Origin of the sequence: Streptomyces sp. NPDC093586 (genome assembly GCF_044764905.1) — a bacterium.
In the GTDB taxonomy this organism is placed as follows: domain Bacteria; phylum Actinomycetota; class Actinomycetes; order Streptomycetales; family Streptomycetaceae; genus Streptomyces.
The window spans coordinates 40043-62433 of sequence record NZ_JBIWJA010000039.1 but is presented as its reverse complement, the minus strand read 5'-3'; the positions used below and the strand labels follow the sequence as shown (position 1 = coordinate 62433).

General features: G+C 75.4%; 18 protein-coding genes and 2 pseudogenes. 10 read left to right on the top strand and 10 right to left on the bottom strand.

Features of this window, described 5'->3' with window-relative positions:
* Positions 1–116 precede the first annotated feature (116 nt).
* The 3 genes from ACIRFH_RS30090 to ACIRFH_RS30080 all read left to right on the top strand — a co-directional run bounded on the left by ACIRFH_RS30090 (position 117) and on the right by ACIRFH_RS30080 (position 3832).
* Complete coding sequence (locus ACIRFH_RS30090) at positions 117–2150, top strand: glycoside hydrolase (RefSeq protein ID WP_403527562.1); 2034 nt, start codon at positions 117–119, stop codon at positions 2148–2150.
* 88 nt (positions 2151–2238) lie between these two features.
* Positions 2239–2880, top strand: a complete 642-nt coding sequence (locus ACIRFH_RS30085) for a sugar O-acetyltransferase (RefSeq protein ID WP_403527559.1) — start codon at positions 2239–2241, stop codon at positions 2878–2880.
* Positions 2881–3040: 160 nt separating this feature from the next.
* Complete coding sequence (locus ACIRFH_RS30080) at positions 3041–3832, top strand: SAM-dependent methyltransferase (RefSeq protein WP_403527556.1); 792 nt, start codon at positions 3041–3043, stop codon at positions 3830–3832.
* A 22-nt stretch (positions 3833–3854) separates the two neighbouring features.
* Here ACIRFH_RS30080 and ACIRFH_RS30075 read toward each other — a convergent pair whose 3' ends face one another.
* Positions 3855–4031, bottom strand: a complete 177-nt coding sequence (locus ACIRFH_RS30075; RefSeq protein WP_403527553.1) for a hypothetical protein — start codon at positions 4029–4031, stop codon at positions 3855–3857.
* 211 nt (positions 4032–4242) lie between these two features.
* On the opposite strand from ACIRFH_RS30075, the pseudogene ACIRFH_RS30070 reads away from it, so the two are divergent.
* From ACIRFH_RS30070 to ACIRFH_RS30060, 3 genes and pseudogenes are all read left to right on the top strand, one after another.
* A pseudogene (locus tag ACIRFH_RS30070) lies at positions 4243–4641 on the top strand (pyridoxamine 5'-phosphate oxidase family protein); the annotation flags it as partial.
* A pseudogene (locus ACIRFH_RS30065) lies at positions 4631–5803 on the top strand (iron chelate uptake ABC transporter family permease subunit); the annotation flags it as partial. The pseudogenes ACIRFH_RS30070 and ACIRFH_RS30065, both read left to right, overlap by 11 nt.
* Positions 5804–6132: 329 nt before the next feature.
* Positions 6133–7620 (top strand): MFS transporter, encoded by a 1488-nt coding sequence (locus ACIRFH_RS30060; protein ID WP_403527580.1) that lies wholly within the window; start codon positions 6133–6135, stop codon positions 7618–7620.
* Here the strand turns inward: ACIRFH_RS30060 and ACIRFH_RS30055 are convergent.
* From ACIRFH_RS30055 to crtI, 5 genes are all read right to left on the bottom strand, one after another.
* On the bottom strand, positions 7584–8519 hold the full coding sequence (locus ACIRFH_RS30055; protein ID WP_403527550.1) for a DMT family transporter: 936 nt from the start codon (positions 8517–8519) through the stop codon (positions 7584–7586). The genes ACIRFH_RS30060 and ACIRFH_RS30055 overlap by 37 nt on opposite strands.
* Before the next feature lie 114 nt (positions 8520–8633).
* Complete coding sequence (locus ACIRFH_RS30050; protein WP_403527547.1) at positions 8634–9125, bottom strand: MSMEG_6728 family protein; 492 nt, start codon at positions 9123–9125, stop codon at positions 8634–8636.
* A 15-nt stretch (positions 9126–9140) separates the two neighbouring features.
* A complete protein-coding gene (locus ACIRFH_RS30045) occupies positions 9141–10151 on the bottom strand; it encodes a DUF5914 domain-containing protein (protein ID WP_403527544.1) in 1011 nt (336 codons plus the stop codon).
* Positions 10148–11140: a phytoene/squalene synthase family protein gene (locus ACIRFH_RS30040; RefSeq protein ID WP_403527541.1), complete on the bottom strand. Its 993-nt coding sequence runs from the start codon at positions 11138–11140 to the stop codon at positions 10148–10150. The genes ACIRFH_RS30045 and ACIRFH_RS30040 overlap by 4 nt, the downstream gene beginning before the upstream one ends.
* Positions 11137–12639, bottom strand: coding sequence for a phytoene desaturase family protein (gene crtI, locus ACIRFH_RS30035; RefSeq protein ID WP_403527538.1), 1503 nt, complete (start codon positions 12637–12639; stop codon positions 11137–11139). The genes ACIRFH_RS30040 and crtI overlap by 4 nt, the downstream gene beginning before the upstream one ends.
* Positions 12640–13041: 402 nt before the next feature.
* On the opposite strand from crtI, the gene ACIRFH_RS30030 reads away from it, so the two are divergent.
* The 3 genes from ACIRFH_RS30030 to ACIRFH_RS30020 are packed head-to-tail and all read left to right on the top strand — an operon-like array spanning position 13042 to position 16543.
* Positions 13042–14244: a lycopene cyclase family protein gene (locus tag ACIRFH_RS30030; RefSeq protein WP_403527535.1), complete on the top strand. Its 1203-nt coding sequence runs from the start codon at positions 13042–13044 to the stop codon at positions 14242–14244.
* A 17-nt stretch (positions 14245–14261) separates the two neighbouring features.
* Positions 14262–14993, top strand: coding sequence for a methyltransferase domain-containing protein (locus ACIRFH_RS30025; RefSeq protein WP_403527532.1), 732 nt, complete (start codon positions 14262–14264; stop codon positions 14991–14993).
* A complete protein-coding gene (locus ACIRFH_RS30020) occupies positions 14990–16543 on the top strand; it encodes an FAD-dependent oxidoreductase (RefSeq protein WP_403527529.1) in 1554 nt (517 codons plus the stop codon). Before ACIRFH_RS30025 ends, ACIRFH_RS30020 begins: the two co-directional genes overlap by 4 nt.
* 31 nt (positions 16544–16574) lie before the next feature.
* On the opposite strand, the gene ACIRFH_RS30015 is transcribed toward ACIRFH_RS30020, so the two are convergent.
* Genes ACIRFH_RS30015 through ACIRFH_RS30005 form a run of 3 tightly spaced genes read right to left on the bottom strand, consistent with a single transcriptional unit; the run spans position 16575 to position 19595 of the window.
* Positions 16575–17456, bottom strand: a complete 882-nt coding sequence (locus tag ACIRFH_RS30015) for an SDR family oxidoreductase (RefSeq protein ID WP_403527526.1) — start codon at positions 17454–17456, stop codon at positions 16575–16577.
* 29 nt (positions 17457–17485) lie between these two features.
* The gene (locus tag ACIRFH_RS30010; protein WP_403527523.1) at positions 17486–19105 is read right to left on the bottom strand and encodes a phytoene desaturase family protein; all 1620 of its coding nucleotides are present in this window, start codon (positions 19103–19105) and stop codon (positions 17486–17488) included.
* The gene (locus tag ACIRFH_RS30005) at positions 19098–19595 is read right to left on the bottom strand and encodes an SRPBCC family protein (protein WP_403527520.1); all 498 of its coding nucleotides are present in this window, start codon (positions 19593–19595) and stop codon (positions 19098–19100) included. Before ACIRFH_RS30005 ends, ACIRFH_RS30010 begins: the two co-directional genes overlap by 8 nt.
* A 215-nt stretch (positions 19596–19810) precedes the next feature.
* Here ACIRFH_RS30005 and ACIRFH_RS30000 point away from each other — a divergent pair, with 215 nt between their 5' ends.
* The gene (locus ACIRFH_RS30000) at positions 19811–20965 is read left to right on the top strand and encodes a S1 family peptidase (protein WP_403527518.1); all 1155 of its coding nucleotides are present in this window, start codon (positions 19811–19813) and stop codon (positions 20963–20965) included.
* Positions 20966–21208: 243 nt separating this feature from the next.
* Here the strand turns inward: ACIRFH_RS30000 and ACIRFH_RS29995 are convergent, their stop codons facing one another.
* Positions 21209–21640: a hypothetical protein gene (locus ACIRFH_RS29995; RefSeq protein WP_403527515.1), complete on the bottom strand. Its 432-nt coding sequence runs from the start codon at positions 21638–21640 to the stop codon at positions 21209–21211.
* Positions 21641–22391: the final 751 nt, after the last annotated feature.

The window sequence follows — 22391 nt, the reverse complement described above, 5'->3', positions numbered from 1 at the left end:
CGCACCACCACGTCTCCCCGGAGCGGCACGCACCCGCTCCGGGGACGTCCCCTCCTGCCCGCTCCCGGGCGGGAGGGGCCACCGCAGCGACCACACCTTCCCGTTGGGAGCACACGATGGCACGACGTACCCGCAGCAGACGCCTCCTCGGGGCCGCTGCGCTCACCGCCCTGGCCACCGGGGCCGCCCTGATCAGTGTCCCCGCGCAGGCCGAGCCCGCCGCGGCCGCCGCCTCCGTCACCGTGCGGCCGGACCCGTCGTACCAGCAGGAGGAGTTCGAGGGGTGGGGCACCAGTCTGGTCTGGTTCGCCAACGCCACCGGCGACTATCCGCCCGAGATCCGCGAGAAGCTGGCCCGGCTCCTGTTCGGCGACGACGGCCTCGGTCTGAACATCGCCCGTTACAACATCGGCGGCGGCAACGCGCCGGACGTCAAGGACTACCTGCGCGCCGGCGGTGCCGTCGAGGGCTGGTGGAAGGCGCCCGCGGGCACCACCCGCGAGGACACCGGCTGGTGGAGCGCCGACGACCCGGCCGACTGGAACGAGGACGCCGACGCCACCCAGCGCTGGTGGGTCGAGCGCATCAAGGACGACATCGACCACTGGGAGACGTTCAGCAACTCGCCGCCCTGGTTCATGACCGTCAGCGGCTACGTCTCCGGCGGCTTCGACTCCTCCGCCGACCAGCTGAAGACCGAGTCGGTCGACGACTTCGCCGCCTACCTGGCGGGCGCCACCCGGCGGCTGGAGAAGGCCGAGGGCATCAAGGTCGACACCGTCGACCCGTTCAACGAGCCCAACACCCCCTACTGGGGCACGCGGCTGGGCACGGACGGCGAGCCGGTCGGCGGACGGCAGGAAGGGGCCCACATGGGTCCCGAGCTCCAGCGCAAGGTCCTCCAGGCCCTCGCACCCGCCCTGAAGAAGGCGAAGGTCAAGGCGAAGATCTCCGCGATGGACGAGACCAACCCCGGCACCTACGCGAAGAACTGGAGCGCTTACACCCAGGCCGACCGCGACCTCGTCGGCCAGATGAACGTCCACACCTACGGCACCGGCCAGCGCACCACCGTGCGCGACCTCGCCAAGGCGGCAAACAAGCCGCTGTGGATGAGCGAGGTCGGCGGCGACTGGGGCGACGGGCAGGACTTCGAGGACATGCGGCCCGGCCTCGGCCTCGCCCAGCAGATCGTCGACGACCTGCGCGAACTGGAGCCCCGTGCCTGGGTGTTCTGGCAGCCCGTCGAGGACTACGACAATATGAAGCCGGGCGGGGAGTCCGCGAAGGGCGGCAACTGGGGCAGCATCCAGATCCCGTTCAGCTGCACCGCCCGGGACACCCTCGAGACCTGCCCGATCCGGACGAACACCAAGTTCGACACGGCGCGCAACTTCACCCACTTCATCAAGCCCGGCGACCGGCTGATCAAGACGGACGACACCTCCAGCGCCGCCGCCGTCACCCGCGACGGCAAGGGCGCCTCGCTCGTCCACGTCAACCGCACCACCGCGCCGCGCACGGTCACCATCGACCTGTCGAAGTTCCGCGACGTCAGCCGGGGGGCCACCGTCACCCCGGTCGTGACCAGCGCCGACGGCAAGCTCGCGAAGCAGGACCCGGTCCGGGTCGGCGACCGCACGGCCACCTTCACCGTGCCCGCGCAGTCCGTGACCAGCTTCGAGATCAAGGGCGTCTCCGGTGTCGCGAAGGACGCCCCGGCGCTCCGCAAGGGCCACACCTACACGCTGACCGGTGTGCAGAGCGGCAGGGCGGTCACCGTCGCGGACGACGGCACGAGCCTGGTCCTCGGGAGCGGCACGGCCGGCCGGCCGTGGCGGCTGAGCGCGGTGCGCCCCGACAGCGGAGTGCGCGACCGCTACGTCTTCACCGACCCGCGGGCCGGCACGCGGCTGGCCGTGCGCGACGACGTCCCGGTGGCCGAACCCGACACCGGCCGGCGCGACGCGGCCGCCGAATGGCTCCTGTCGACCACCGGCGACGGCACCTGGACGCTGGTCAACGCCGCCACCGGACGCCTGCTGGAGGTCGGCGGCCAGGCGACGCACGCGGGTGCGGCCGTCACGACGTGGCCGCCCAACTCCGGCGCCAACCAGCGGTGGACGGTGACGGACGTGTCCGCCGGCTGACCTCTCCACCCTCTGCGCGCCCGGCCCCGTCCGCACCGCCGGTGCGGACGGGGCCGTGGCCCGACCTGTGACCACGGAAGGAGACGGCATGACCACCGACCCCCGGGAACTCGACGTACGCCGCAGGATGGCGGCGCGGGAGCTCTACTCGGACGGCGCACCGGGGCTGGAGGGCCTGGAGGAGGAACGCCTGCGGGGCAAGGAGCTGGCCGACGCCTACAACCGGACCGCTCCCCGGGACCAGGAGGGCCGGCGGGCGGTCCTGAAGGAGATGCTGGCCTCCGTGGGCCCGGGCGTGTGGATCGAGCCGCCGCTGCACGTGGCCTACGGCAGCCGGGTGCACCTGGGCGACGACGTGTACGCCAACTTCGGCCTCACCCTCGTCGACGACGTCGAGGTCTTCGTCGGCGACCGGGTGATGTTCGCCCCGCACGTGACCATCAGCACCACCGGCCACCCCGTCCACCCGGATCTGCGCCGGGACGGCACGCAGTTCTCGGCGCCGGTGCGCATCGAGGACGACGTGTGGATCGGGGCCGGTGCGCTGATCATGCCCGGGGTCACCGTCGGGCGGGGGTCGGTGGTCGGCGCGGGCAGTGTGGTGACGGCCCGTGTGCCGCCCATGGTGGTCGTCGCGGGGTCCCCGGCCCGGGTGCTGCGCGAGATCACCGACGCGGACCGGGAGTGGAGCTACCGTCCGCCCCGGACCCTGCGCCGGGACGAGGACTGAGCGCGTCCGCCGCGCGGGAGCCGTCCCGGGAGCGCGACGGTGTCCGCGCCCGGCGGAGTCGGCAACTTCCGCCTCACGCACCGCACATGGCACGGCCGCAGGGCAGTACGATGATCGGGAACCGCGGCGGATCCTCACCTCCCGGACGACGGAGCGTGCCATGACGACGGACCATTCCCAGCCCCCGCGCATCGACACCGGCCGGGCCCATCCCGCCCGGGTCTACGACTGGCTGCTGGGCGGCAAGGACAACTACCCCGTCGACGAGGCGGTGGGCGAGAAGCTGCCGCCCGAGGCGCGGGACGCGGCGCGGCAGAACCGCGCGTTCATGAACCGCGCGGTGGCCCACCTCGCCGCGCAGGGCATCGACCAGTTCCTGGACATCGGCACGGGCATCCCCACCGAGCCCAACCTCCACCAGATCGTCCAGCGGACGGTGCCGACGGCCAGGATCGTCTACGCCGACAACGACCCGATCGTGCTCCGGCACGCGGAGGCGCTGCTGGTCAGCAGCCCCGAGGGCGCCACGGACTACATCCAGGCCGATGTGCGCGAACCGGAGGAGATCGTGCGGCACGCGCGGCGGATCCTCGACTTCGACCGGCCCGTCGCCCTGTCGCTGATCGCCCTGATGCACTTCGTCCCGGACGACCAGGACGCCCACGGCATCGTCCGCGGCCTGGTCGCCACCCTCCCGCCGGGCAGCCACCTGGTCCTCTCGCACGCCGCGATCGACCTGTTCCCCGAGCTGGCGGAGCAGGTGATCGCCCAGTACGCCGAGGGCGGCATCCGGCTGGGGTTCCGCACCCGGGCGGAGGTGGCCCGGTTCTTCGACGGACTGGAACTGGTGCCGCCGGGGCTGGTCACCGCCACCGAGTGGTACGGCGCCGGCCAGGAGCCGCCCGCGGCGGAGGAGAGCGGCATCTACGCGGGCGTGGCGCGCGTTCCCTGACGCCGGGGCACGGGACGACGGCTCAGCGGCGGCGCCCGCGCGCCGCCCAGCCGCCGCCGATGCCGGCGAGGTGCAGGGCCAGCAGGGCGAGGCCGATGAGCATGACATTGGTCGAGGTGAAGACGTCGTTGGTCGAGATCTCCGCCGCGTTGATCAGCCAGGCGATGAGGAACAGAACCGCCGCGATGATGGCGAGCACGGTGTACACCCCTTCGGATCGGCGGCACCGGGCCGGTGCCGTGTCTCGCGTATGCCCCCCACGGGGCGGGTGACACGGCCTTCCCCGCACACCGGCCGTGCCTCCGGTACGCCTCACCGACACCAGCGGCTGGTCAGGTAAGCCGAACCTGACATCGGTCGATGTGCTGCGTGCAACCACCCGTCCGGACGCACGCCTTGGGAAGCCGGCCTTGCCGCACACGACCGACACGACCGGAGAACGGCCCGGCGCCGTCACCGACCGGGGCTGGACCGAGGTCGGTTCCCGCGCCGAACTGCGCGACCTGCTGGGCGAGCCCTGGCCCGTCGTGATCGACAAGGTTCACGACCGGCTCACGGACGAGGACCGGGACCTGCCGGCCCGCTCCCCCTTCCGCCTGCTCGCCACCTCCGACGCGGACGGCAACTGCGACGTCTCGCCGCGCGGCGACGCACCGGGCTTCGTACACGTCCTGGACTCCGGGACCATCGCCCTGCCGGACCGGCCGGGCAACCGGCGGGGGGACAGCTTCCACAACATCCTCGACAACCCGCACGCCGGGCCGCTCCACCTGATCCCCGGCGGCAAGGAGGTGCTGCGCGGCCGCGCTCACCGGCGCGGCCCTGGTGCTCGGCTCGGACCCGCTGCTGCGGGCGCTGGTGCCGGACGGCCTGTCGGTGGCCGTGCCCACCGGCGTGGTCACCAGTCTGGTCGGCGCCGTGTTCCTGGTCGTGATGGCGCTGCGGCTGCGGGACACCGCGGGGGCCGGTGCGCCGGACCGGCTGCGCATCCCGAGCCGGGCGGTGTTCCTCGCCACGGTGGCCGTGCTCGTGGCCGTCCTGCTCGGCCTGGTCGCCGCCGTGCTGGTGGGCGACAGCAAGCTGCTGCTCGGTGACGTCGCCAACCGGGCGCAGGGCAGGGCCGGGCGGACCGTCTCCTTCGTCCTGGACACCCGAGTGCCGCGGGTGCTGGCCGCGCTCGGCGCGGGGGCCGCGCTCGCCCTGTCCGGCACGCTGGTGCAGGCCGTCACCCGCGACCCGCCGGCGGAACCGAGCGTCCTGGGCGTCTCCGGCGGCGCCGCGCTGGGTGCCGTGCTCCTGGTGACGACCGCGCCGGTCGCCGGCGGGTGGGGTGTCGCCGGTGCCGCGTTCGCGGGGGCCGGTGTCACCGCGGTCGTCGTCTTCGGGCTCACCGCGCGGGGCGGCTTCCGGCAGAACCGGCTGGTCCTCGTCGGCATCGGCGTGGCCGCCGCGTCGACGGCGCTGATCAGCCTGCTGATCGTGCTCACCGATCCGTTCAACGCCCCCAAGGCGCTGACCTGGCTGTCGGGTTCCGCCTACGGGCGCACCCTGCCGGACGTGCTGCCGGTCGCCGTGGTGCTGGCCGTGGGCACGGTCGTGGCCGTGGCCCGGCGCACGGAGCTGGACCTGCTCTCCCTGGACGAGGACACGCCCCGCCTGCTCGGCCTGTCGCCGGGTCCGGGCCGCCTCGGCTTCCTGGTGCTGAGCGTCCTGCTCAGCGCGACCGCCGTGGCCTGCGCGGGCACCATCGGCTTCGTGGGCCTGGTGGCGCCGCACGCGGCACGCGCCCTGGTGGGCCGACGGCACGTGCGGGTCGTCCCGGTGGCGATACTGCTGGGCGCCTCGCTCGTCTGCTCGGCCGATCTGCTGGGCCGCACGGTGATCGCCCCGGCCCAGCTCGGCGCCGGGCTCATGACGGCGGTGATCGGGACGCCGTACTTCCTGTATCTGCTGGTGCGCGGCAGGCGGTAGCCGCGCGGGCGGCCGGGGTCCGAGCGGGATCACCATCGTTCCCGCACCCGATGTGCGCGCACCCCGGCGACCGACCGCCGGGGTGCGCGCATGGTCGCCCAAGAGTTCGAATGCGCAAAACGGAGCGGACACCGCCGCAGCACCCCGCGGCCCGGACTCACCCGGTCGGCGGTGTGACCCGCGCGAATGCGGGCAGCAGCTCTGACATGCGCCGGACGATCGCTGCGGCGCAGAATTCGCTTAGGCGAAACGTGGTGAAGCAACAGAAAGGCAGCAGCGTGACGGACGCGAAGCCTGACGGCCGGCCCGGCCCCCTCGGCCGGGTGAAGATGCCGAGCACGGTCGCGGCACTGCCGCACCAGGTGCGCGAGGAGCTGACCCGACGGCTCCGCCGCAACAAGGGGGCCTTCCGCGAGGACGACGTCCAGGTCGTCGAGAAGCCCCTGCTCAAACGCGCGGTCGGGGCGTCGGCACTGGGCAACTGCATGGAGTGGTTCGACTTCGGCGTCTACAGCTACCTGGCCGCCACCATCGGCAAGGTGTTCTTCCCCGGCGCCTCCCCGGCCGCCCAGGTGATCTCGTCGTTCGCCACCTTCGCCGCCGCGTTCGTGGTGCGCCCGCTCGGCGGCCTGTTCTTCGGCCCCCTCGGGGACCGCCTCGGCCGGCAGAAGGTGCTCGCCACCACCATGATCATGATGGCGGCCGGCACCTTCTGCATCGGCCTGATCCCCAGCTTCGACACCATCGGCATCGCCGCGCCGATCCTGCTGTTGCTCGCCCGAATGGTCCAGGGCTTCTCCACCGGCGGTGAGTACGGCGGGGCCACCACCTTCGTCGCCGAGTACTCACCCGACCGGCGGCGCGGCTTCCTGTCCAGCTGGCTCGACTTCGGCACCTTCGTCGGCTACGCCCTCGGCTCGGCGCTGGTCACCGGCCTGAACCTGTGGCTGACCGATGCCCAGATGCTCTCCTGGGGCTGGCGGCTGCCGTTCCTGATCGCCGGTCCGCTCGGCATCATCGGCCTGTACATGCGGCTCAAGCTGGAGGAGTCCCCCGCCTTCCAGCAGCAGCTCGACGAGCACGAGAAGAGCCTCGCCCAGGAGTCGGCGGGCACCGAGTTCAAGACCATCGTCAAGGAGCACTGGCGTCCGCTGATCCTGTGCATGGGCATCGTGCTGCTCTACAACGTCACCAACTACATGGTCACCGGGTACCTGCCGACGTACCAGACCGAGACCCTGGACCGCTCCAGCTCCTTCGCCGACGTGCTGGTGCTGATCGGCATGCTGTGGATCGTCGTCCTGATCACCTTCCTCGGCCGGCTCAGCGACCATGTGGGCCGCCGTCCGCTCTACGCCGTCGGCGCCGCCGCGATGATCGTCCTCGCCGTGCCCGCGTTCCTGCTCCTCAAGGCGGACGGCACCGTGGCGCCCGTCCTCGGGGTGCTGATCCTGTCCACGCTGCTGGCCTGTTTCGCCGCGCCGAGCGCGGCCACCCTGCCCGCCCTGTTCCCGACCGCCGTGCGCTACGCGGCCATGGGCATCGGCTTCAACTTCGCCGTCGCCGCCTTCGGCGGCACCACGCCGCTGGTCACCGAGGCGCTGGTGAGCATCACCGGCGACGATCTCATGCCCGCCTACTACCTGATGGCGGCCGGCGCCATCGGCCTGGTGACGGTGAAGTTCCTGCCCGAGAGCGCCCAGGTGCCGCTGCGCGGTTCGCAGCCGATGGTCGGCTCCCGCCGCGAACAGCGGGAGCTGATCAGCACGTCCAAGGACCTCTACAGCTTCTCCAAGGAACGCTCCGCGAGCCGGTGACCCGTCACGGGGCGGCCGCGCCGGGCGAACCGGGGCAGGGCTCCCGAGCCCACGGCCACCCCGGCGAAGACCAGGGCGCTGCCCGCGGCCTGCGCGGCACCGTAGGAACCGGTGCCGACGAGCGGAGCCGTGCAGGCGGCGGCGACCGGGATCAGGCCGGAGAACAGGGTGGCGCGCTCGGCCCCGATGCGCTGCATGCCCATGTACCAGCACACGAACCCGACGACGGTGACCACCGCCGCCTGCCACAGCAGCGCACCGGCCTCCACCGCGTCCGGCCGCCGCAGCCACCCGGCGCCGTCGAGCAGCACGCCGGCGACCGCGGACTCGGCGGCGGCGATCCCGCACACCACGGTGGACAGCAGTCGCGGGCCCAGGGGCCGCAGGACGGGCACGGCGAGCACCGCGAACCCGACCTCGCCGGCCAGGGCGCACACGGAGAAGGCGAGGCCCGCGCCGTCGGTGCGCCCCCAGCCCTGGACCGTGAACGCGCCGACGGCCACGAACGTCGCGCCGTACAGCACGATGCGCTGCGGCCGGCGCCCGTCCGGGAGGGGGACGAGCACGGCCACGACCACGGGCGCGCAGCCCACGAAGACACCGGGGACCGCCGGTTCGGCGGTGCGTTCGGCGGCGAGGACGGCCAGGTTGAAGCCGACCATGCCGACGGCCGCCAGCAGTGCCAGCCGCAGCCACCGGCCGGCCCCCAGCGCGCGCAGCCGGGCCACGGCCCCCGGGCCGGCGAGCGGGACGAGCAGCAGGAAGGCCAGGGCGTAGCGCAGGAACTGGCCGCCCGCGTACGGGTAGTCGCCGAGCAGGCTGTTGGCGGTGAAGGAGCCTCCGACGAGGACACAGGCGAGCGCGGCGAGCAGGGCCCCGCGCGTGGTGGTGGCGTTCATGGCCACGACGTTAGGAAGCGGGGCGGCCCGCCATGAGGTCCACTTCCCGGGCGCCATCGGGGACCAATCCGGGGAGGGCGGCCCGCACGGGGCCGGGAACACGCCCCGCCGGTCCTACGCGTCCCCCGCCGTCCCCTCCGCCGGCTCGCGGTCCGAGGCCGGCCACACGTAGGGCAGGTCGTCCGGGACCCCGGGGAACAGTCCGGCGTAGGCGTCCGGGTCCTTGCGCACCAGCGCCGAACGGTGGCTGCGGTGGAAGGCGTCGTCGCCGAGCCAGGGCGGCAGTTCCCCGGCGGCCGCCAGCTCCGGCTGCTCGCGCACCGCGGTGCCGGGGCGGGCGGCGGCGAGCCCGGCGACGAGCTGGGCGGCGCAGCCGTCCTGATGTCCCCGCTCCCGCCAGACCCGGCAGATCTCCAGGCCGTACCGGACGAGGGCCTCCTCGTAGCCGGTCCACATCCGCACCGCCGGGTGCCGGCGCCAGCCGTAGCCGGGCACGGTGAGGGCGCGCAGCACCTGGAGCGCCTCGACCCGCTGCTTGCCCAGCCGGCGGCGGTCCAGGGCGAGCGCCGACTCCCGGAACCCGGGATGGGGCAGGAAGGTCTGCACGAGGCTCCCCTCCCGTCAGCCGGGGAACAGGCCGCGGCGGCGCAGGTCCCGGCGGCGTTCGGCGTAGGCGAGGTCGTCGCGCCACAGGCGGCCGGCGGCGGCGCGCATCAGCGGGCGCAGGGCCGGTGCCAGGCGGCGGACCATGGGAAAGCCGGGCCGGTCCGAGGTGGCCAGCACCGCTTCGACGACCTCGGTCCGCGGTCTGCCGCGGTCGTCGGGGCCCAGCGGCGTGGCGTGGCTCTCCACGACGGACCCGGTGCCCTCGCCGTCGGTGATGCGCATGACCACGGTGCGCGGCCCGGGCGCGGTGAACTCGGCGCGTACGGGGACGACGAGCCGGCCGGTGAGCCGGAAGGAGACGTCCACCACGAAGCGGTCGTCGTCGCCGGTGTCGTCCGGGGCCCGTACGACGGTGAGGTCCACGAAGGAGTACGGGTGGAACCAGGCGCCGTGCCACGGGTCGAGCCGGTTGGCGACGACGTCCTCCGGCTCGCAGACGCCGGTGCCGCGCCAGACGGACGTCAGCGAGGCCGTCGGGGCCGGTCTGGCGGGCACGAGCGGGACCGGGGCCGGCGGCTCCTCCCCCACGGTGTCCAGCCGCACCCACACCAGGACGCCGTCGTCGTGGACCGGCAGGGGTTCCCAGCCCGCGGACGGGGTGCCGTCCAGGGCGAGCCCGTGCCAGTGGCACACCAGCGTGCCGCACCTGACCGGGCTGTCGGCCAGCGGGGCACCGAGGTGCGGGCAGGCGCCGGGGCCGCCGACCAGGCGCCCGCGCGCGTCCCGCCAGACGACGACCTCCACCCCGGCGACCGTCGCGGCCAGCGGGCGGGCGGGGCGTACGTCGGTGGCGGCGCCGACGACGTACCAGTTGCCCGAGGGACGCGCCAGCGCGCGCTCGAGGGCGCCGGCGATGACGGCCGGCCGTGCCTCGCGCCAGGTGGGGGTCTGCCGCTGCCAGGGAACGGGGTGGCGGCGCAGCCGCAGGGGGTACCGGCCCCGGCGAGGCGGGGGGTGCTGGGTCATCGGGCCTCCTCGGCCTCGTGGGGCACCGTCGGGGGGCGCGGCGCGGACGTGCGGCGGGCGCCGAGCCGGGCGGCCAGGACCCGGACGAGCCCGTCGGCGGCGACGGCCGCGCGCCGCCCGCGGGAGACCACGGCACGCCGGTGCAGTACCGCGTACCCGCCGTCCGCGACGGCGTCGAGGATGGCGCGGTAGAGCACGTACGCGGTGCGGATGCAGGGCCGGGCGACGGGGTCCAGCATCGCGAGCCCGGGCGCGGCGTCGCGGTAGACGGCCCGGGTGAGGTCCTCGGCGGCCCGCAGGGCGGCGGTGATGCGCCGGTCGTGGCGGCCGGTGCGCCGGCTCCAGCGCAGCAGGTCCCGGTCCACGCCGTGGGCGGCGAGCAGATCGGCGGGGAGGTAGATCCGGCCGCGGTCGAGGTCCTCGCCGACGTCCCGCAGGAAGTTGGTCAGCTGGAAGGCGACGCCCAGCGCGGCGGCGTGCGGGGCGGCCTCGGCGCGGGGGGTGACGGTGCCGAGCACCGGCAGCATCTGCAGGCCGATCACCGCGGCCGAGCCGTGCATGTAGGCGCGCAGGTCGTCGTAGGTGGCGTAGTCGGTGACGGTGAGGTCGCTGCGCATGGAGGCCAGGAAGTCGGTGAAGTGCGCCGGGTCGATGGCGTGGCGGGCGGCGGTGTCGGCGACGGCGAGGGCGACGGGCTCCTCGACGGGCCGGCCGCCGGCCAGGGCGTGCCGCAGCCGTTCCTCGAGGCGGGTCAGCGCGGCGGCGCGCTCGGCGGGTGCCGCCCCGGCCCCCATGTCGTCGACGATGTCGTCGGCCCACCGCGCGAAGCCGTACAGGGCGTGCACGGCGGGTCTGCGGTCGGCGGGCAGGAGGCGGGTCGCCAGGAAGTAGGTGCGTCCGTGGCGGGCGTTGAGCTCGCGGCAGCGGGCGTAGGCGGCGCGCAGCACGGGGTCGGTGATGCCGGCGGCGTCCAGTTCGCGGCGGGTCATCGGCGCCCGCCCCTCGGGGGCGTGCCGGTGATGCGGGCGGCGGCGAGCTTGCCCGAGATCAGGACCGTCGGCACGCCGACGCCCGGGGTGGTGCCGCAGCCGGCGAGGACCGCGTTGTCCGTGCCGCGCACGAGATTGCGGGGGCGGAAGGGCCCGGTCTGGGCGAAGGTGTGGGCGACGGAGAAGGGGGTGCCCGCGGCATGGCCCTGGGCGGACCAGTCGGCGGGCGTCACCAGGCACTCGGCCTCGACGGCGGCGGCGATCCCGGTCAGTCCCCGGTGCTCCAGGGTGGCGAGCAGCTGGTCGCGGTAGCGGGGCGCGAGGTCGCTCCAGGCCTCGGCGCCCGGTCCGATGTCGGTGTTGGGGCAGGGGGCGAGGACGTAGTGCAGGTGACGGCCGGCGGGGGCGAGGCCGGGGTCGCCGGCGGTGGGCCGGGTGATCAGCAGGGACGGGTCGGTCATCAGGGTGCCGGTGCGGGTCAGTTCGTCGAAGGTCCGCCCCCAGGCCGCGCCGAAGGACAGCGTGTGGTGGGCGAGGTGCGGCCAGGTGCGGGTGGTGCCGGCGTGCAGGACGACGGCGGACGGGGCGTGGCGCAGCCGCAGCGGGCGGCGCGGGCGATGGCCCAGCAGCCGGTGGACCACGGGCAGGTCGGGGGTGAGGACGACGGCGTCGCAGGGGATGCGCTCGTGGGCGGTGACGACCGCGGTGACGCGGCTGCCGGACCGTTCCAGGCGGGTGACGTCCCGTCCGAGGCGCAGGTCGGCCCCGGCGTCGGCGGCGGCCGCGGCCATGGCGCGGGGCAGGGCGTGCATGCCGCCGCGCGGGAAGTACACGCCGGCCACGGTGTCCATGTAGGCGATGACGGCGTAGGCGGCCAGGGCGCGGGCCGGTGCGACACCGGCGTACAGGGCCTGGAAGGAGAAGACCCGCTTGAGGCGTTCGTCGGTGAGGAAGCGGCCGATGCGCGCGTCCAGCCGGCCGAACCCGCCGAGGGCGGCGAGCCGGGCCAGGTCGGGGGTGAGCAGGCCGAGCGGCGAGTCGAAGTTGGTGTCGATGAACCGGCGCATCTGCACGGCGTACAGCCGCTGGAGCCAGGTGCGCAGCCGCCGGTACCCGGCCGCCTCGCGGGGGCCGGCGAAGCGTTCCACCTCCGCCTCCATCGCGCCGGCGTCGGTGTGGACGTCCAGCGTGCCGCCGTCGGCGAAGCACGCCCGGTAGGCGGGGTGCAGGGGCAGGAGGTCCACGCGGTCGCGCAGGCGCTCGCCGACGGCCGCGAACGCCTCGTCGGCCAGGTGGGGCATGGTGAGGACGGTCGGTCCGGTGTCGAGGTGGTAGCCGTCGAGCTCACGTCGTCCGGCACGGCCGCCGGGCAGCGGGTCGCGTTCCACGACGGTCACCCGCCGTCCGGCACCCAGCAGGTGCAGGGCGGCGGACAGGCCCGCGAGTCCGGCCCCGACGACCACCACGTGGTCGGTACGTCCGGGGACGGTGCGCGTCATGGGCGTCCCTCTCCCGTGGCCGGCGGGCTCCAGGGCCCTCGTCCGCCGTCGTCGGCCGTGCTGACGCGCATCCGGGTCCTCTCCTCGTCGGTGCGGCCGGCGAGCCCCGCCGGCGGCTCGGTGGCTCCCGGCGGGCGCGCGCCTCGGGCCGGGGCGTGACACGGCGTCATGCCTTCCCCCGCCGGGTCCGGCACGATGCCGCGTTGGTCCGTTCATGTACGGCGCTCACCCGCCCGGCGGACACCCGCACCGGGGCGCCCCGCGCGCCGCGCGTCCCCGGGCGGCGCACCGGCGCGATACTCCGCCGAAGCCGCGCCGTCGCGCCCGCCGCCGTCCCGCGCGCAGGACACGCGTGCGGCGAGCGGGCGACGGGCGGGCAGGCAGGCGGGCGGAGGAGGTGCCGTGGTCGACGCGGACATCGTCGTGGTCGGCGCCGGGGCCGCGGGCCTGTCCCTGGCGCACCGGCTCCCGGCGGGCACGCCCCGTCGTCCTGCCCTCTCCGTCGTCCTGATCGAGCCGCCCGCCGGTGCGCTGCGACCGCCGCGGCGCACCTGGTGCTTCTGGGAGACGGGCCCCGGCCGCTTCGAACCGGCGGTGACGGCGTCGTGGGAGTGGCTGCGGGTGCACGGCCGGGACGGGGCGGCCGTACGGCGGCACATCGCGCCCGCGCGCTACAAGATGATCCGCTCGGACGACTTCGAGGCGCTGGTGGACCGGGACCTGGGGGACCGGCCGGGGCTGCGGCGTCTGGAGGCCACCGTCGGCACGGTGACCGCCCTGCCGGACGGCACCGCGCGCGTGTCCGCCACGGACGCCGCCGGCCGGCGTGTCTCGCTGTGCTCCCGCTGCGTCTTCGACTCCCGCCCGCCCGGCCGCCCGGGCGCCGCCCGCACCCGTCTCCTCCAGCACTTCCGCGGCTGGTTCGTCCGCACCGAACGGCCGGTCTTCGACCCGTCGGTGGTCGACCTGATGGACTTCCGCACCCGTCAGCCGGCGCGCGGCCTGTCCTTCGGTTACGTCCTGCCGACCGGCCTGCACACCGCGCTGGTCGAGTACACGGAGTTCGGCCCCGAGCCGCTGACCCGGGAGCAGTACGACGGCGCCCTGGAGGACTACACGCGCCGCGTGCTGCGCATCGGCGCCGCGGAGGTCCTGTCGACGGAGCAGGGGGTGATCCCGATGACCGACGCGCTGTTCGAGCGGCGGGCCGGGGACTCCGGCGCCGTCTTCCGGATCGGGACGGCGGGCGGGGCGACGCGCGCCTCCACCGGCTACACGTTCGCCGCCGTGCAGCGCCAGGCGGAGGCCGTCGCCCGCGCCGTCCGCACGGGCCGCAGCCCGGTTCCGCCGGCCCCGTACCCGGCCCGGGCACGGCTGATGGACGCGGTGCTGCTGCGCGCGCTGGACACCGGCCGGGTCGACGGCCCCGACCTCTTCTTCCGGCTGTTCGACCGCGTCCCCGCCCGGCGGCTGCTGCGCTTCCTCGACGGGCGGACCCGATTCCACGAGGACCTCGCGGTCGGTGTGCGCACCCCCGTCCTGCCGATGCTGCGCACGGCGGCCGAACTGCCGTGGCTGCCCCGCCGCCACACCTTTGTCCGCTGACCCCTCGGGAGCCCTCCATGTCCCTGCTGCGCGATGCCGCGCTGGCCGCCGCCTTCGACCGGGGCGCCGGGCGCTACGACCGGCTGGTCGCGCTCAATCCCGGCTACCACGCCCAGCTGCGCCGCTCCGCCCGCCGGCTGGCCCTCGCGGACGGCGGTGCCCCGCGCCGGGTGCTCGACCTGGGCTGCGGCACGGGCGCGTCGACGGCGGCGCTGGCCGCGGTGTTCCCCGCCGCCGAGATCACCGGGGCCGACGCCTCGTCTGGCATGCTGCGCGCGGCGCGGGCCAAGCCGTGGCCGTCGCGGGTGCGCTTCGTCCACGCCCCGGCCGAGGAGCTCGGCTCCGCCGGGGTGAGCGGTCCGTTCGACGCGGTCTTCGCCGCCTACCTGTTCCGCAACCTGGCCGACCCCGACGCCGTCCTGCGGTCGGTGCGCCGGCTGCTCGTGCCGGGCGGCGCCCTGGCGGTGCACGAGTACGCGCTCGGCGGGCGCCGCGCCGACCGCCTGGTGTGGTCCGCGGTGTGCCGGGGCGTCATCGTGCCGCTGGGCACGGTCACCGGCGACCGCGCCCTGTACCGGCATCTGCGGCGCAGCGTCGCCGAGTTCGACACCGCGCCGGACTTCGCCGCCCGGCTGGCCCGGACCGGCTTCGAACGGGTCCGCGTGCTGCCGCTGCCCGGGTGGCAGACGGGCATCGCCCACACCTTCCTCGGCCGGCGTGCCGCCGAGGAGACGGGCGCCGCCCGGTGAGCCGGCGCGACGGGACGCGGATCCCGGGGCGGGACCGGCACGCCCGGCTCCTCGCGCCCCGGCCGGGGCGGGACCGGATCGCCGGTGACCCGCCGTGCGTGGCGGTGATCGGCGGCGGGATCGCGGGGCTGGCGGCGGCGGCCGTGCTCGCCGAACGGGGCGTGCGCGTGGTGCTCCACGAACGCGAACCGGTGCTCGGCGGCCGGGTCTCCGGATGGCCCGTCGCCCTGCCCGACGGCACGCCCGCGACGATGAGCCGGGGCTTCCACGCGTTCTTCCGCCAGTACTACAACCTGCGGGCCCTGCTGCGCCGGACCGATCCCGCGCTGGGCATGCTGACCGGGCTGCCCGACTATCCCCTGCTGCACAGCAGCGGTCTGCGCGACGGCTTCCGCCGCGTGCCGCGCACTCCCCCGTTCAGCGCCCTCGGCTTCGCCCTCCTCAGCCCGAGCTTCCGGCCGCGCGACCTGCTCGCCCTGCGGCCGGCCGCCGCCCTGCCCCTGCTCGACGTGCGCACCGGCCGCGTCCACGAGCGGCTGGACCACGTCAGTGCCCACGACTTCCTGGACACCCTGCGCTTCCCCGCGGCCGCGCGGCATCTGGCCTTCGAGGTGTTCTCCCGCAGCTTCTTCGCGGACCCGCGGCAGCTGTCGGCCGCCGAGATGGCCCTGATGTTCCACATCTACTTCCTCGGTTCCAGCGAGGGCCTGCTGTTCGACGTGCCCCGTGAGCCCTTCCCGCAGGCGCTGTGGGACCCGCTCGCCCGGCACCTGTCCCGGCACGGCGTCGAGGTGCGCACCGCCGCGCCCGTCGACGCCGTCCGCCCGGGCCCGTCCGGCGGGCACCTGGTCGTCGACGGCACCGGTGCCCGGGCGTACGACGCCGTGGTGCTGGCGCTGGACACCGACGGCCTGCGGGCGGTGGTGGGACGGTCGCCCGGGCTGGGGGACGCCGCCTGGCGGGCGGGGGTGGCCCGGCTGCGGACGGCACCGCCGTTCCTGGTGTCCCGGCTGTGGCTGGACCGCCCCGTCGCGGCAGGCCGGCCCGGTTTCCTCGGCACCAGCGGCTTCGGCTCGCTGGACAACGTCAGCGTGCTGTCCCGCTGGGAGGGCGAGGCGGCGCGCTGGGCGGCCCGCACGGGCGGGTCGGTGGTCGAACTCCACGCCTACGCCCTGCCGCCGACGGCGGTCCGGGACGTCGAGGAGAAACGCCTCGTGGACCAGTTGCACCGGGTCTACCCGGAGACCCGGGACGCCCGCGTCGTCGCCGCGCGCCACGAGTGGCGGGCGGACTGCCCCCTGTTCACGGTCGGGGGCCACGCGGACCGTCCGACGGTGCGCACGCCCGACCCGGCGCTCGTCGTCGCCGGGGACCTGGTCCGTACGGGCCTGCCCGTGGCCCTGATGGAGCGCGCCGCCACCTCCGGTTTCCTCGCGGCCAACGCCCTGCTGGAGCGGTGGGGGGTGCGCGGCGAGCCGCTGTGGACGGTTCCCGACCGGGGGCGGTCCGCCCTGCTGCGCGCCCTGGCACGGCGGTGCGGGCCGCGCTGACCCGTCCGGTGAGCGGTGCCGTGTACGGGCGCTACGCCCCGGGTTCCCGCGCCGTACGGTCGGCCCGTCCGCCCGCGCCGAGCGGGCCGGTGGCGTCCATGCCGCCCGTGGCCTCCAGCCCGGGCAGTTCGCGGCGGGTCACCCGCATGACCGCGGCCGGCAGGGTGGTGCGCGCCAGCTGCGCCAGGCGCAGCCATCCGGGCACGTACACGGCCGTGCGGCGGCGTTCCACGGCGCGCACCAGGCGGGCGGCGGCGACGTCGGCCGGGTGGGTGCGGCGGGCCGGGCCGGGCATGTGGGCGCGCAGCTCGCGCAGGACGGCGTACCGGTCGGCGTCGCGGATCATGTCGGTGTCGAGCCAGTTGAGGTAGGCGATACCGACGGCGATCCCGTGGTGCGCCACCTCGGCGCGCAGGGCGTGGGTGAAGGCCTCCACGCCCGCCTTGGAGGCGCAGTAGGCGCTCATCATGGGAGCGGCGCCGAACGACGCGGTCGAGGCGATCTGGAGGCTGTAGCCGGACGTCCGGAACAGATCCGGCAGGAAGGCGCGCACGGTCTGCGCACTGCCCGTCAGGTTCACGTCGATCACGCGGCGCCACTCGGCCGGGTCGGACCCGGCGAACGGCCCGCCCGCCGCGATGCCGGCGTTCGCCACCACGACCGAGGGCGGTCCGAGACGCCGGCGCACCTCGTGCGCCGCGGCGTCCAGCGCGGCGGCGTCGGTGACGTCGGCCTCCAGGGCGAGGGCCGGGCCCGGCAGGGCCGCCGCCACGGCGTCCAGCCGGGGCTTCTCGTGGCCGAGCAGCGCGAGCCGGGCGCCCCGGCGGGCGCACTCCGCGGCCAGTGCGGCGCCCAGTCCGCGCGCGGCACCGGTCACCACGACGGTGCGGTCGCGCAGCGGACTGCCGGCCACCGGTGGCCCCTCGCGCGGCCCGGGGCCGGTCATCGCCTGTCCCCGGTGCGGTCGCGGCCGGTCAGGACGCGCTGGGCCCGGGAGAGGCCGGCGAGCCGGTGCTGCCGCAGGGCGGCCCGCGCGGCGTTGGCGCCGGGCGCACCGTGCACGCCGCCTCCCGGGTGGGCTCCCGCGGAGGCGAGGTAGAGGCCGGCGACCGGTGTCTCCGGCCGCCCGGTGCCGGGCACGGGCCGGAAGAAGAGCTGCTGGTGCATGGCGGTGGTGCCGCCGTTGATGGCGCCGCCGTGGAGATTGGCGTCCATCGCCTGCAGGGTCGGCGGGGCCAGGATGCGGCGGGCCCGGATCAGGGAGCGGAAGCCGGGGGCGAAGCGCTCCACCTGGCGCTCGACCCGGTCGGCCATGAGCTCCTGCTCCTTGGTGTCCCAGCAGCCGCCGATCCCCTCGTCGCCCGCGTCGCCCCGGACGTCCTGCGGGACGTGGGTGTAGGCCCAGGCGGACTCGGTGCCGTCCGGTGAGCGGGACGGGTCGGTGGTCGTCATCTGGCCGAACAGGGCGAAGGGGCGGTCGGGGACCTGCCGCATGGCGATCTGGGCGGCGAACCGGGTCAGTTCGTCGAGGCCGTCGGCCAGATGCACGGTCCCGGCCCCCGCCGCCCGGGCGCACCGCCAGGGCACGGGGCCGTCCAGCGCCCAGTCCACCTTGAAGGTGGCGAAGTCCCACTGGAAGCGCTCGAGGTCGGAGAGGACCTGGGCGGGCAGGTCCGCCGGGTCGACGAGCGTCCCGTACAGGGCGGGCACGGACACGTCCGCGAGGACGGCGCGCCGGGCGGCGACCGTCTCCCCGCCGGCCGTGCGCACGCCCACCGCACGCCGGTCGCGGACGACGACGTGGTCGACGCGCTGCCCGCAGCGCAGGGTGGCGCCGCGCGTGCGCAGCCGGCGGACGAGGGCCTCGGTGAGGGCGCCGGAGCCGCCGGCGGGCACGGGGAAGCCGTAGGTCTGGCCGAGCATCGACATCAGCCAGCCGAAGCCGCCGCTCCCGGCGGCCTCCGGGGCCAGGTCCGCGTGCAGGGCGTTGCCCGCCAGGAGCAGCCGGCCGCCCTCACCGCGGAACTCCTCCTCGCCCAGCCGGCGCACCGGCAGCACCAGGGTGCGGGCCAGCCGCAGCCCGCCCGCGCCGCGCAGGCGCAGGGCCAGCCGGGCGGCAGCCCGCACCGGCGGGAAGGGCGTGAACACGGCGTCCAGGATGTCGGCCCGGTAGCGGTCCCAGACGTCGTGCAGGCGGTGCCAGGCGGCGCCGTCCCCGGGCGCGAAGACGTCGAGGGAGGCGGCGGTGGTGCCGACGTCGCGGTCGAGGACCGCGCACGTGCCGTCGGTCAGGGGGTGGGCGAGCACATGGGGCGCGTGGGCCCAGCGCAACCCGTGCTCCTCCAGGTGCAGGCCGGCCAGTACCGGGGAGGCCGCGGCGAGCGGGTAGAAGGAGCTGAACAGGTCGTTGACGAAGCCGGGGGCGACCTCGCCGTCGTGGCGCACGGCCCCGCCCGGCTCGGGCTGCTCCTCCAGAACCTCCACGCTCCAGCCGGCGTCCGCGAGGAGGTTCGCCGCGACCAGTCCGTTGGGTCCGGCGCCGATCACGACGGCGTCAGGCACGGCCGGCTCCCGCTCCGGGCGCCGGATCCGGGTCCGGGTCCGGCCGGCGCTGCTCGCCGGCTCCGTCCTCGCACAGCCTGGCCAGCCGGGCGAGCATGGCCCGGTGCCGCAGCTGGATCAGCGCTTCGACGCTCATGTTGTGCAGCACTCCGCCGGCGCCGCTCAGCGGGTGCTCGTCCACGATCACCAGGCACTGCTCGCCCCAGGGACGGACCTCGATGGCGATCCGCGCCGTGCCGAGCGGGCCGGCGATCGCCTCGAGTTCCAGCACGGAGCCCTCCTCGCAGCGTCTGACGACCGTCTCGTTGCGCAGGCGAAGGGGCCCGAGGCGCACCTCGTAGGTGATCGCCGCGCCGACCTGCGGCCACTGCCCCCGCTTGGGGGTGGAGGACGACGTGCCCACGACCCAGTCCGCGTACAGCCCGCCGTCCGCGAGCACGTCCCACACCGCCTGCGGAGTCGTCTTGATCAACCGATGCCGAACCGCCACGCACGCCTCCAGGTCAGAGAGCTTGGCCAGGACTCAGCACTGAGTGCCCCGTCCGCGGGGGGCCAACCAGGGCGGACGGGGCTCTCCGGAAAAAGCGGCGCATTGGCATGGACCTGATAAACCGGCGTGGCTAAGCTTGGGTCAACCCCGATGAGAGCGCTCTCAGACCGCGGTTGTTCCACCCCCACCTCGCTGGAACGACGAAGGGCACCCCCGTGAGACGCAGCAGACTCAGGAACTGCGGCCTGGCCACCCTCCTCATCCTCGGCACCTGGACGGCGGCGGGTACGCTTCCCGCCTCGGCGACCGGCTCGCCCGCCGGCTCACCCGCCGGCTCCCCCGGTCTCCTCCAGGCGATGCAGCGCGACTTCGGCCTCACCCGGGCCCAGGCCGAGGACCGGCTCGCGGCCGAGCGCCGGGCCACCGACCTCGCCCCCGCCGCGCACCGGGCCGCCGGGGACGCCTTCGGCGGCTCGTGGTTCGACGCCGACCGCGGCCGGCTGACCGTGGCCGTCACCTCGGACGCCTCCCCCGCGACGGTCCGGGCCGTCCGCTCCACCGGTGCCGACGTCCGCACCGTCACACACAGCGCGCGGCAGCTCGACGCCGCCAAGCAGCGTGTCGACCGTCTGGACGCGCCCGCGGGCGTCAGCGGCTGGCACGTCGACCCGGCCGCCAACACGGTGGTCGTCGAGGTCGTCGACACCGAACGCGCCGACAACGATGTCCGGCGCTTCGTGGCCCGGGCCCGCGCGGCAGGCCCGGTGACCGTGCGGACGGTGCCGTCCGCCCCGCGCACCTTCGCGGCGGGCACGGTCGGCGGCGACCCGTACTACACCGGCAACGTCCGCTGCTCCATCGGCTTCTCGGTGCACGGCGGATTCGTCACCGCCGGGCACTGCGGACGCGCCGGCGCCGGCGTCAGCGGCTGGGACGGGTCGTACGTCGGCACGTTCCAGGGCTCCTCGTTCCCGGACAACGACTACGCCTGGGTCGGCGTGGGCAGCGGCTGGTGGACGGTGCCGGTCGTCCTCGGCTGGGGCACCGTGCCCGACCGGCTGGTGCGCGGCTCGGCCGAGGCACCGGTGGGCGCTTCCGTGTGCCGCTCCGGTTCCACCACCCACTGGCACTGCGGCACCGTGCTGGCCAAGAACGAGACGGTCAACTACAGCCAGGGCGCCGTGCACCAGATGACGAAGACCAGCGTCTGCGCCGAGCCCGGCGACTCGGGCGGCTCCTTCATCAGCGGCGACCAGGCGCAGGGCGTCACCTCCGGTGGCTGGGGCAACTGCTCCGGCGGTGGGGAGACCTGGTTCCAGCCGGTCAACGAGATCCTGAACCGCTACGGGCTGACCCTGCACACGGCCTGAGCGAACGCAGCGGCACACCAGGGTCTCGCCGGGCGCCCGGCGAGACCCTTCCCCGCCGGGGCGAGCGCGCGTGCCGGAGACGCCGGGCTTCACGGCGCCGGACGCGCCCGCAGATCGGCAGACGTCGCGCCGTCGCCGTGGACGTACGGAATCCGCCTCCGCCGGGAGACGCCCTCCCGGCCGCCGTGCGCATCTCCGAGACGCGTCGACGCTCCGGGGACCGGCTCCCCGCGAGCCGTCGTGTCACAGGTCGCCCGGCGCCGTCGTCCCGGGCCCGGGTTCCGTCGTCAGCCGGCGGTAGGCGGCGCGGGCGTGGGCCAGCCGGGCCAGTGCCGTGCCGACGAGGGCCGCGCCGAGCAGGCACGCCAGCCAGGCCGCGTCCCGCCGTCCGGCCCAGGTGAGGGTGCCGGCGGGCGGGACGGCGAAGCCGTTGAGGGAGAGCCAGCACAGAAGGGCCGTTCCCGGCGCGGCGGTGAACCGGGCGCACAGCCCGAGCAGCGCCGCCAGGACGGAGAGCACGGCCAGCGCGAGTCCCGGACGGCCGGAACCCACGGTGCCGTTGAGGACCGCCACCAGGACGAGCGCCCCGGCGAAGGCTCCCGCCCACACCAGCGGGGCCGCGACGGGCCGGGGAACGGGTCTGGCACCGTGCCCCAGGGGCACCCACTCGATCATGCGCACGGCTCCTTCCGCTCCCGGACGGCCACGACCACGACGCCGCCCCTGCGGGCAGATTGTCCCACTGGGGTACGGGGCGGGCCGGGGGCGGGCCGGTCCTGCGGCGGAGTGGGTGCGCCGCGGCCGACTCGGGGATCCCGGCCGCGGCACACCCGCCGCGCCGGACGCGGGAGGACTGCGCGACCGGCGTGACCCGCGACTTCCCCGGCCGAACGCCGTGACACCGCCCCATGCGAGTGATCATCGGAACGCGCCCGCACCGGCAGCGCGCGCACCGTTCCGCGCCCACGCCGACCGCACCGCAGGGGCGCCCCGGCCGCGGAACGCCGTCCGCCCCGCCGCGGGATGCGGCGGGGCGGACGGCGTCGCGGACGGACCGTCAGCACGGCGTTGCTGTCATCAGCCTCTCGAACGAAGCCATGCAGTCAGGGCAGTGTCGTGCCCTTTCGCCGTCGGATGCCTCGATACGCTCGCGGAGCTTCTGTCCGCACAGGGTGGCCGCGGCCTGCTTGGCCATCACGTGCCACACCAACGCTCCGCCCGTCTTTTCCGGGCCCACGCACATTTCGTACATGACCGGCCTCCCAGCCTGGACGCCGCTGACACACTCCAGGAGACACCGGATCGGCCGTCCCCAATAGCGTGCGGGGGCCATTCGGGTGACGGCCCGTACGCTTCCGCGGACCCGTGAGGCACCCGGACGGATAGAAACGATCAGCCAATCGGCCGTACATCGGTGGGTGCCTGA

Excerpts from the sequence above, each read along its gene's own strand:
- ACIRFH_RS30090 (WP_403527562.1), top strand. The coding sequence starts at position 117 with ATGGCACGACGTACCCGCAGCAGACGCCTCCTCGGGGCCGCTGCGCTC.
- ACIRFH_RS30085 (WP_403527559.1), top strand. The coding sequence starts at position 2,239 with ATGACCACCGACCCCCGGGAACTCGACGTACGCCGCAGGATGGCGGCG.
- ACIRFH_RS30080 (WP_403527556.1), top strand. The coding sequence starts at position 3,041 with ATGACGACGGACCATTCCCAGCCCCCGCGCATCGACACCGGCCGGGCC.
- ACIRFH_RS30060 (WP_403527580.1), top strand. The coding sequence starts at position 6,133 with ATGCCGAGCACGGTCGCGGCACTGCCGCACCAGGTGCGCGAGGAGCTG.
- ACIRFH_RS30055 (WP_403527550.1), bottom strand. The coding sequence starts at position 8,519 with ATGAACGCCACCACCACGCGCGGGGCCCTGCTCGCCGCGCTCGCCTGT.
- ACIRFH_RS30045 (WP_403527544.1), bottom strand. The coding sequence starts at position 10,151 with ATGACCCAGCACCCCCCGCCTCGCCGGGGCCGGTACCCCCTGCGGCTG.
- ACIRFH_RS30040 (WP_403527541.1), bottom strand. The coding sequence starts at position 11,140 with ATGACCCGCCGCGAACTGGACGCCGCCGGCATCACCGACCCCGTGCTG.
- crtI (WP_403527538.1), bottom strand. The coding sequence starts at position 12,639 with ATGACGCGCACCGTCCCCGGACGTACCGACCACGTGGTGGTCGTCGGG.
- ACIRFH_RS30025 (WP_403527532.1), top strand. The coding sequence starts at position 14,262 with ATGTCCCTGCTGCGCGATGCCGCGCTGGCCGCCGCCTTCGACCGGGGC.
- ACIRFH_RS29995 (WP_403527515.1), bottom strand. The coding sequence starts at position 21,640 with ATGATCGAGTGGGTGCCCCTGGGGCACGGTGCCAGACCCGTTCCCCGG.